The organism is Actinomadura barringtoniae (assembly GCF_017573505.1).
Taxonomy (GTDB): Bacteria; Actinomycetota; Actinomycetes; order Streptosporangiales; family Streptosporangiaceae; genus Spirillospora; species Spirillospora barringtoniae.
In genome coordinates this window covers 25,677-33,939 of sequence record NZ_JAGEOJ010000043.1, presented here as the reverse complement: position 1 = coordinate 33,939, position 8,263 = coordinate 25,677, and the positions used below count along the sequence as shown (strand labels likewise).

Annotated in this window: 9 protein-coding genes; 7 read left to right on the top strand and 2 right to left on the bottom strand. The window is 69.0% G+C overall.

Translation table 11 applies throughout. The features are described 5' to 3' along the window. The first annotated feature begins 1,447 nt into the window (after positions 1–1,447). Positions 1,448–2,185 (top strand): hypothetical protein, encoded by a 738-nt coding sequence (locus J4573_RS52780; RefSeq protein WP_208264075.1) that lies wholly within the window; start codon positions 1,448–1,450, stop codon positions 2,183–2,185. Between the two features lie 423 nt (positions 2,186–2,608). Here the strand turns inward: J4573_RS52780 and J4573_RS52775 are convergent, their stop codons facing one another. After that, positions 2,609–3,178 carry a TIGR03086 family metal-binding protein gene (locus J4573_RS52775; protein WP_208264074.1) on the bottom strand — a complete coding sequence of 190 codons (570 nt, stop codon included), beginning with the start codon at positions 3,176–3,178 and terminating at the stop codon, positions 2,609–2,611. 103 nt (positions 3,179–3,281) lie between these two features. On the opposite strand from J4573_RS52775, the gene J4573_RS56890 reads away from it, so the two are divergent. The 3 genes from J4573_RS56890 to J4573_RS52760 all read left to right on the top strand — a co-directional run bounded on the left by J4573_RS56890 (position 3,282) and on the right by J4573_RS52760 (position 4,412). Continuing rightward, complete coding sequence (locus tag J4573_RS56890; RefSeq protein ID WP_372443058.1) at positions 3,282–3,611, top strand: helix-turn-helix domain-containing protein; 330 nt, start codon at positions 3,282–3,284, stop codon at positions 3,609–3,611. Further along, complete coding sequence (locus J4573_RS55860) at positions 3,532–3,849, top strand: TetR-like C-terminal domain-containing protein (RefSeq protein ID WP_372443059.1); 318 nt, start codon at positions 3,532–3,534, stop codon at positions 3,847–3,849. The genes J4573_RS56890 and J4573_RS55860 overlap by 80 nt, the downstream gene beginning before the upstream one ends. Positions 3,850–3,917: 68 nt before the next feature. After that, on the top strand, positions 3,918–4,412 hold the full coding sequence (locus J4573_RS52760) for a GNAT family N-acetyltransferase (RefSeq protein ID WP_208264072.1): 495 nt from the start codon (positions 3,918–3,920) through the stop codon (positions 4,410–4,412). Here the strand turns inward: J4573_RS52760 and J4573_RS52755 are convergent. Continuing rightward, the gene (locus J4573_RS52755) at positions 4,409–4,657 is read right to left on the bottom strand and encodes a hypothetical protein (RefSeq protein ID WP_208264071.1); all 249 of its coding nucleotides are present in this window, start codon (positions 4,655–4,657) and stop codon (positions 4,409–4,411) included. The two genes, J4573_RS52760 and J4573_RS52755, sit on opposite strands and share 4 nt — an antisense overlap. A gap of 88 nt (positions 4,658–4,745) precedes the next feature. Here J4573_RS52755 and J4573_RS52750 point away from each other — a divergent pair, with 88 nt between their 5' ends. The 3 genes from J4573_RS52750 (at position 4,746) to J4573_RS52740 (ending at position 7,672) form a co-directional block, all read left to right on the top strand. Next, entirely contained in the window at positions 4,746–5,099 is a 354-nt protein-coding gene (locus tag J4573_RS52750; RefSeq protein ID WP_208264070.1) for a VOC family protein, read from the top strand. A gap of 485 nt (positions 5,100–5,584) precedes the next feature. Further along, positions 5,585–6,448, top strand: coding sequence for an RNA polymerase sigma factor SigJ (gene sigJ / locus J4573_RS52745; RefSeq protein WP_208264069.1), 864 nt, complete (start codon positions 5,585–5,587; stop codon positions 6,446–6,448). 57 nt (positions 6,449–6,505) lie between these two features. After that, positions 6,506–7,672 carry an NAD(P)/FAD-dependent oxidoreductase gene (locus tag J4573_RS52740; RefSeq protein ID WP_208264068.1) on the top strand — a complete coding sequence of 389 codons (1,167 nt, stop codon included), beginning with the start codon at positions 6,506–6,508 and terminating at the stop codon, positions 7,670–7,672. The last annotated feature ends 591 nt before the right edge of the window (positions 7,673–8,263 follow it).

Below are 8,263 nucleotides of genomic sequence, written 5' to 3'. Positions count from 1 at the left end.
CCCACCCCCGCCCCACCCCACCCGCGACCGCCCCAGCCAGCCCCGACCGCACCCAGTTGCGACTCCGCCCAGTCCCGGTCGCGCCTAGTCAGGGCCGCCAGCCTGAGCTGCCCAGCCGGGGCCGGGCCTGGCTGTGACTGTGCCCAGTAATGGTCGCGTCTCGTCACGGCCGCCATCCCGGGCCGCCCGGTCGGGTCGCCCATATCCGGGTCGTGCCTAGCTGCGGCTGTGCCCGGTGATGGTGGTGCCTGGTCATGGTCGCCAGCCGGGGTCGCGCGGTCGGGGTCGCCTATGGCCGGGTCGTGCCTAGCTGTGACTGCGTCCAGTGATGGTGGTGCCTGGTCACGGTCGCCAGCCGGGGCCGCCCGCCGCCGGGGCCGGGTCTGGCTGCGACTGCGTCCAGTGATGGTTGTGCCTGGTCACGGTCGCCAGCCGGGGCCGCCTATAGCCGGGGCTTTGCCTGGCTGCGGCTGCGCCCGGTCATGGTCGCGCCTGGTCATGGCTGCCAGTCGGGGCCGCCTGCGGCCGGGGTCGTGCCTATTTGCGACTGTGCCCAGTGATGGTCGCGTCTGGTCCCGGTCGCCAGCCGGGGCCGCCCAGCGGTCGCCCGCATCCGGGGTCGTGCTAGCTGCGGCTGTGCCCGGTGATGGTCGTGTCTCGTCACGGTCGCCAGCCGGGGCCGCCCGCCGCCGGGGCCGGGTCTGGCTGCGACTGCGTCCAGTGATGGTCGCGTCCAGCCACCGGGCTGCCCAACCTGAGCTGCCCAGCCAGGCCGGTACCTCAGTCGTGGCTGCGCGCGGCCATGGCCGCGCGCAGCCACGACGCATCCAGTTGGGGGCGCGCTCAGTCAGGGCTCCAGCCAGCCAAAGCTCACTCCAAGGGCGCCCCAGTTAGCCGCTGGTCGAGGCACCTGCGCACGGGCACGTAGCTCATCTCGTACGGAACGCGACTAGGGACGGCACGCATGCGGCTAGGGCGGTCCTGTTCCGGCACATGGGAGGCGTGAGCGTGGGCGGGGACCACCTCGGCGTGGTCTTCACCTGCGCCCGCCCGTAGCCCCGGCGGTCGCGTGCCAACGGCTGGCGCTGCTGCTGGCGCTCGGGTAGAGAGAAGTACGGCATGCTCGGCGTCAACTTGGGAGTGTACTTCGGCCCTGTCACTGGTGAGCTGGGCGTCTCACGTGAGGTCGGTGATCGGATCAGTGCGATCCTGCACGCTTCCCGGAACGAGTCACGACGCATTCGCGAGGTCTGCGGCGAGCCGGGCAGCGAGAGCTGGCGGGGGTGGATCAAGATCCTTTGCCCCGACCACGTCTCTCTGGCTAGAGCACCACGGCGACGGTCCGGCAGAGTGTCGCTCGGCGCTCTGGCGTGCCGCTGGAATGGCGCCGTACGGTTCGTCACATGGCGGAGAGCTTCGGCTTCGAGCGTGACGGCCAGGACTGGTGATGCGGGACATCCGGATCAGCGTCGAGGCCGCCACGGCCTTGGATCCCATCTACCTGCGGCAGCTACGCGAGGGCCCTGACCAGGGGACCGAGGAATGCGACAGCTGCGGGCGGCCGGTCGATCTGGATCGTGAACCGGCCAATGTGATCGTGTACAAGTACCCGGGCGTGACGAACGTGATGTTCGCCCACGTCGAGTGCGCCGGCTCCGCGCTCGTGCACAGCGATGACCTGTCGGTGCGGGCGCAACTGGAGAAGGTTCACGTCCTGCCGATGGTGATGGGCGACGTCGACTTCGCCAGCCTGGTGATCGCTCCGTACTTCCGGGCTCGGACCAGCGACTTCCAGTCCAGCGCGCATATCGCCGACTGGCTGGAGGCGGGGCTGCACCTGATCTTGTCGATCACCGACCTGCAGCACCGGCCGCCCGACGCGAGCGGCTGGCGGGCCTCGTTCATGCCCGGAGACCAGGCCGGACAGACCAGGGTCACAGTCCGCTCGGGGCTGTACTCACCGCTCGGCCCCACAACCGTCGTGAACGACGTCGGCATCCGGGTCAGCGAGGCATGGCTTGACCTGGTCCGCACCAGTGGTCAGGTCGCGCTGCTGGCCGGTCTGACCGAGATCCACAAACTCCCCGACCGCGACCCCTGGAACATCCTGCGAGAACTCGCGAAAGCCTTCGAGCAGGGCGCCCTCACCTGCGGGATGGCGGACGCAGACTGGCTCGGGGTCTAACTCCGCTGGTCCAGCTCTGCCGAACGCACGAACTAAGGCGGCCGCACCGCGCTGGCCAGGACGCGGCTAGTCGATGCTGGGGCAGCACGCAGCACGCAGCACGCAGCACGCAGCACGAAGGCACGCAGCACGCAGCACGCAGCACGCAGCACGCAGCACGAAGGCACGCAGCACGCAGCACGCAGCACGAAGGCACGCAGCACGCAGCACGAAGGCACGCAGCACGCAGCACGAAGGCACGCGGTCTCCGTGTTGGGGCGGCTGCCTCGACCAGGTCGCTATCCGTGTCGGCAAGCCGTTCGGCACCCCGACCGCGGTCCGGCTGTCGGTTGGTGGCGGGCGCCTCCAGCCGTTCGCGTCTGCCGGCCGTGGCGGTGAACGCGATGGAGGGCGAGCCGTTGGGTGCGGAACGGTGGTGGGGACTTAGGCCGTGGGCTGGCTGGGCTGGGGGAGGGTTCGGCCTAGGAAGGCCAAGAGTTGCTGGTGGGGAGTGGCGGGTGCGGGTGCGGGGGCTTCGGGGCCGAACATGCCGGGCTGGCGGAACGGAGTGAAGTCCATGCCGCGCAGGGTGTTGAGGAACTGCTCGCAGGCTTCCTGATCGATGAGGTCTTCCTGGCCGGTGACGACCGCAAGGTCGGCGCCGTGGACAAGCACCTCGGTGAGGTGGATGAGCGCAGCCATATGTCCGGGGACGGCACCGAATCCCAGGCGGACGGTGGTGTCGAGAGCAGCGGGGAGGTGCCAGGCCGCACGGTCCAGGTCGGCGGCGGTGGTGAACGCGCCGTAAGGGTCGTCAAAGAGCCAGTCGTCCTCGTGACGGGCACCGGCATCGGTGCCGGTGAGCTCCGCGGCGAAGATCCGCATGCCGCCCACCAGGTGATTGAGCTCGGCACGGACGTCCCAACCGGGGCAGAGGCTGGGGGCCTCGAACTGGGTGATGCCTTTGACGATCGCGTCGGTCATGTCTAGGGCGCGGTCGATCTGGTCGATCACGGTGGGCATGGCGTCCTCCTGCTAAAGCATTTGATGGCTGCGTTAGGACTGTAGAACCTCGAGCGAGCTAAACGCAAGTGCTAGCTGCTTTAAGGCGAGAGGGGTGAAAGGGCAGCGTGCCAAGCGGCCCGGTGGACGGAGTGTCCGCGTTCGTGCGGCAGCGCAGCGGGCCGTGACTGTACTGATCGCAGAACGGGGGTACGGAAGCTTCACCGTGGGCGACGTCGCCGCCCGTGCGGGAGTGGCGGACAACCGCATCTATCGCCGCTGGGCGACCTGGAGGCGCTGCTCGTGGGCGTGGCGATTGCCTGCCTCGCCACGACGTCCCCGATTCCCGACAACAGCAGCCTGGAATCGGATCTGCGCGCGTACGTGGCGGGTCTCGCCCGCGACATCGGCGGGGAGGCCGGCCTGGCGGTCCTGCGCCTGGTGATGGCCTTGTCCAACGCCGGAGAGGTCGGCGTGCAAGCGCGCGACGCCTTTCCGGGGAACGAGGAGGCCAACTCCAGGCCATGCTCGACCGTGCTCGTGAACGAGGTGCAAGCCCGCCGGACGGCTTGGAGACCCTCGACCACATCCCGGCCCCGATGTACATCCGCACTCTCTTCGGCATGGAGTCGCTCTCGCCCGCGTACATCAACGCCCTGGTCGACTGCCTTCTCGACCGCTGACGGACGTGACCGAGGCAGGGTGAAATTCAGGTGCGTTTGTCGGGTATCGCCTGATAACCCTCTGGATCATGAACGATCTGGTGACCGAGAGGCTTCTGCTGCACCCGTTGTCCGTGGCCGAGGCGGAGCAACTGATGGAGCGCGGGCCCGCCCCAGGGGGCGAGTACCCCACGGAGATGGACCTGGTAGGAGTCCGGCGTTACCTGGAGGCCTGCGCCACGGCCGGTGATCCCCAGCCGTTCGGTGACTACGAGATTCGGGTCCGGGCGGACGGACGAACGATCGGCGGCGCCGGATTCCACGGGACGCCCAACGAGGACAACGCCGTCACGATCGGCTACGGCCTGGTCGAATCGGCGCGAGGGAAGGGATACGCCGCCGAGGCGCTTCGCGGACTGCTCCAGTTCGCCCGCGAGCGCGGCATCGCGTCGGTCCTGGGCGACACCGACCGTGACAACGTCGCGTCCCAGCACGTCATGGCCGCTGCGGGAATGCACCTGGTGAGCGAGGACGACAAGCTGATGTATTACGCCGCCCGCTGGCAGAACGCCCCGTCCACCTAGCCGGGACCGCTGCCGCGTGCGTTCGCCATGCGGTGCGTTCGCGATGCGGTGCGCGCCGCCATGCCGTGCGCGTTCGCCATGCCGTGCGCGTTCGCCATGGGCCGCGTGCGTTCGCCATGGCGCGTGCGTTCGGCCTCCCACACGTGCGTTCGCGATGCGGTGCGTTCGCCATGCCGTGCGCGTTCGCCATGGCGCGTGCGTTCGGCCTCCCACACGTGCGTTCGCGATGCGGTGCGCGTCGCCATGCAGCGGCAAGTTCCCTCGCGGATCACGCTCGGGAGATGAAGCGGACCTGACCCTGCTCGCCGCTCGTCACCTGGCAGGATTGCAGGCATGGAACGTGTGCTTGGCATCGGCGGTTACTTCCTGCGAGCCACCGACCCGGAGGCCTTGAACGCCTGGTATCGCGACTGCCTGGGCTTGGACGCCGACGAGCACGGCCTGTGGCTTCAGGAGGCCGGGCCGACGGTGTTCGCGACGTTCGAGCCCAAGACCGACTACTTCGGGTCCCACACCCAGCAGACCATGCTCAACTTCCGGGTTCGCGACCTGGACGCGATGCTCGCGCAGCTGCGTTCCAAGGGCGCGGACGTGGCCGAAGAGACGCAGGACATGGATGGCATCGGTCGATTCGGCTGGGTCACAGACCCTGAGGGCAATCGCATCGAGCTGTGGCAGCCCGCCTGACGTTCAGTATCAGGCGAAGTCGGCCGCGTTCGAGCCCAGCCGAAGGTCCTGCGTAGACCGCCAGGTGATCAACACGCGGTAGGGGCTGGCTGCCTGCCTGCCCCGAGATGCCATCGGTGGCTGCGGCTGGGGACACGAGCCCAGAGCTGTGGCTGCGCGCTCAGGGCTGCGCTGCGCGTTTAGGGCTGCGCTGCGCGTTTAGGGCTGCGCTGCGGGTTTAGGGCTGCGCTGCGGGTTTAGGGCTGCGCTGCGGGTTTAGGGCTGCGCTGCGGGTTCAGGGCTGCGCTGCGGGTTCAGGGCTGCGCTGCGGGTTCAGGGCTGCGCTGCGGGTTCAGGGCTGCGCTGCGGGTTCAGGGCCGCGCTGCGGGTTCAGGGCCGCGCTGCGGGTTCAGGGCTGCGCTGCGGGTCTGGAGCTGCGCGGTGCGTTCAGAGCTGCGGCTACGTGCTTAGAATCGGCGGCGTTCGGTGATCGGAGGTAGCCGCACATGGGAACGGCCGGGTCGTTGGCAGAGGCCGACTGGGAAGCGCATCGCCCTGCGGTCTTCGGGGCGGCCTACCGGATCCTCGGCAGCGTGGCCGAAGCCGAGGATGTCGCCCAGGACGTCTGGCTGCGCGCGAACGCGGCCGACCTCACCGATGTACGGGACCTACGCGCTTGGCTGGTGACGCTCGCCGCCCGTACTTCCTACAACGTGCTGAAATCGGCGCGCGTCCGCCGCGAGTCCTACGTCGGCCACTGGCTTCCCGAACCCCTGCTGACCGGGCCCGACGCTGCCGCGCAGGTGCTCGTGGACGAGTCCGTGGGCACCGCGATGCTGGTGGTCATGGAGGCCCTGAGCCCGGCTGAACGCGTCGCCCTCGTCCTGCACGACGTCTTCGACTTCCCGTTCGACCGAATCGCCGAAGTGCTCGGCAGCACATCGGTCGCCAGCCGGAAACTCGCCTCGCGCGCACGAGCCCGCATCGCTGACGTCAAAGAGCAACCGCGGGCCTCGAAGACCGAGACCGAACGCGTGCTCAAGGCGTTCAAGGCCGCCGCCGACGCGGGCGACATGGCCGAGCTCGTCGAACTCCTGCACCCCGAAGCCGTCTACGTCGCCGACGGCGGCGGCAAGGTGACGGCCGCCCGCAGGCCGGTGCTCGGTGCGGAACGGGTCGCGCGCCTGGCGGTCAGGCAGATCGAGCTCAGGCGCCCGACCGCGTTCCGGATCGTCGAGGTGAACGGCTGGCCGGCGCTCGCGACCTACGACAACGGCGAACTGGTCTGGCTCGACACCGTAGAGATCGCGAACGGGCGGATCACCGAGTTCCGGCGGCTGGCCAATCCGGAGAAGCTCGGTCACATCTGATCCCCGCGTCTTGTCTCCCTGCCGGAAACCCGAGAACGGCTGAGAGGGACAAGAACCATGGCACACGTTGTGATCATTGGAGGCGGCTTCGCAGGCGTGTGGGCCGCGGCCGGGGCGGCGCTGGTACGCGGGGACGCCGACCTGCGCATCACGCTGATCGCGCCGAACGAGCACCTGGTGCTGCGACCGCGCCTGTACGAGCCGGAACCCGACCTGGCCAAGGTAGAACTCCGCAGAATCCTGGAGCCGATCAACGTCCGCCATCTGCGGGCCTCAGTGAGCACGATCGATCCCAGCCGCAGCGTGGTGATCGCCAACGACGAAGAGATCAGCTACGACCGGCTAGTACTGGCCGCGGGCAGCAGGCTGGTGCGCCCCCACAACCTGATCGGCGCTGAACGCCTCTTCGACATCGACACCCTCACTGGCGCCCGGCGCCTAACCGACCACCTACGCGGGCGGGACGACCTCTCCCTCGTCGTAGTGGGAGCCGGATTCGTCGGCTTGGAAGCCGCCACCGAACTGGCCGCCCGAGGTCAGGTACTTCTCGTGGACCGTTCACCGGTGGTCGGCCACCAACTGGGCCAAGGTCCCCGCAAAGAGATCGAGGCAGCGCTGGACAACCTGGGCATCGAACGCCGCCTAGAAACGACAGTCACCGAAGTAGGCGACGGTTACGCCGTCCTCTCAGACGGCACCAAGGTCGACGCCGACGCGGTCGTGTGGTCCGTAGGCCTCAAGGCAAGCGAGCTAACCCACCACATCAGCGACGACCTCGACCACCTAGACCGAGTGCCCGTAGATCGACACCTGCGAGCCCTCCCTGAGGTCTTCGTCGCCGGAGACGCCGCCGCAGCCGCGTTCGATGAAAAGCACACGGTCATGCAGGCCTGCCAGCACGCCAGCCCTCTAGGCAAGGTCGCCGGCTACAACGCGGCCGCCGACCTCCTCCACAAGCCGCTGCGCGACTTCACCCCCGGCCCGTACGTCACCTGCCTGGACCTGGGCGGCGCCGGCGGCATCTTCACCCGCGGCTGGGACCGCCGAGTCATGGCCTCCGGCGCCGAGGGCAAGGAGATCAAGAGGAAGATCAACCAGGCCATCCACCCCCCGGTCGACGACGCCTCAAAGATCCTCGCCGCCGCCGACCGCGTCTACCTAGAGCTCCCCTTCTTCCCCCGCGAAGAGCTCCCCTTCTTCCCCCGCGAAACCCCAGCCGCCTGACCCACCCCCCCGGTACAGCAGCCACATGGCGCCCTAAGAACGCGGCGGTCCGTGAGCCCGGACCGCCGCGTTCACCTTTCCGCGCCGGGTCCGCCGCATCGCGTGCACCAGTGTGGGCACGCAGCCACACCGCCCTAGACGGCCAACCACCCATCACCCGTGTCAACAAACCTGCGGGTTACTACAGCCAGTGCGTGCAACTGCCTAGCTCGCACCCGCATCGCGTACGCCTGGCTGGCGCGCTTCCACATGCGCTGCCGCCTCGGGCGCTGCGGCTCACGCGCAGCGGCATTGTGCGCGGCCGCCAAGCGCGCTGGCCTGCGCGGCTGGACGATGTGCGCAGCCGCGTCGCGTGGCGGTGCTTCGGCATTGCGCGCACTCGCCAAGCGTGCCTTCGGAACGCGGCGGTCCTTCCGGCGCGGGCCGTCGCGTGCACCTGTGCGCACTGCGCCAGGGGTGGTCGCAGCGCCTACACCCGTGTGGCGTGCAGTTGTGTGACGCGCTGCGGCTCCGTGCGTTGCCGGTTCATGTGGTGCGGCACCTGTTGCGGCATCGTGGGCGCCAGCGCAGGCAACTGCCCAGCGTGCGCTG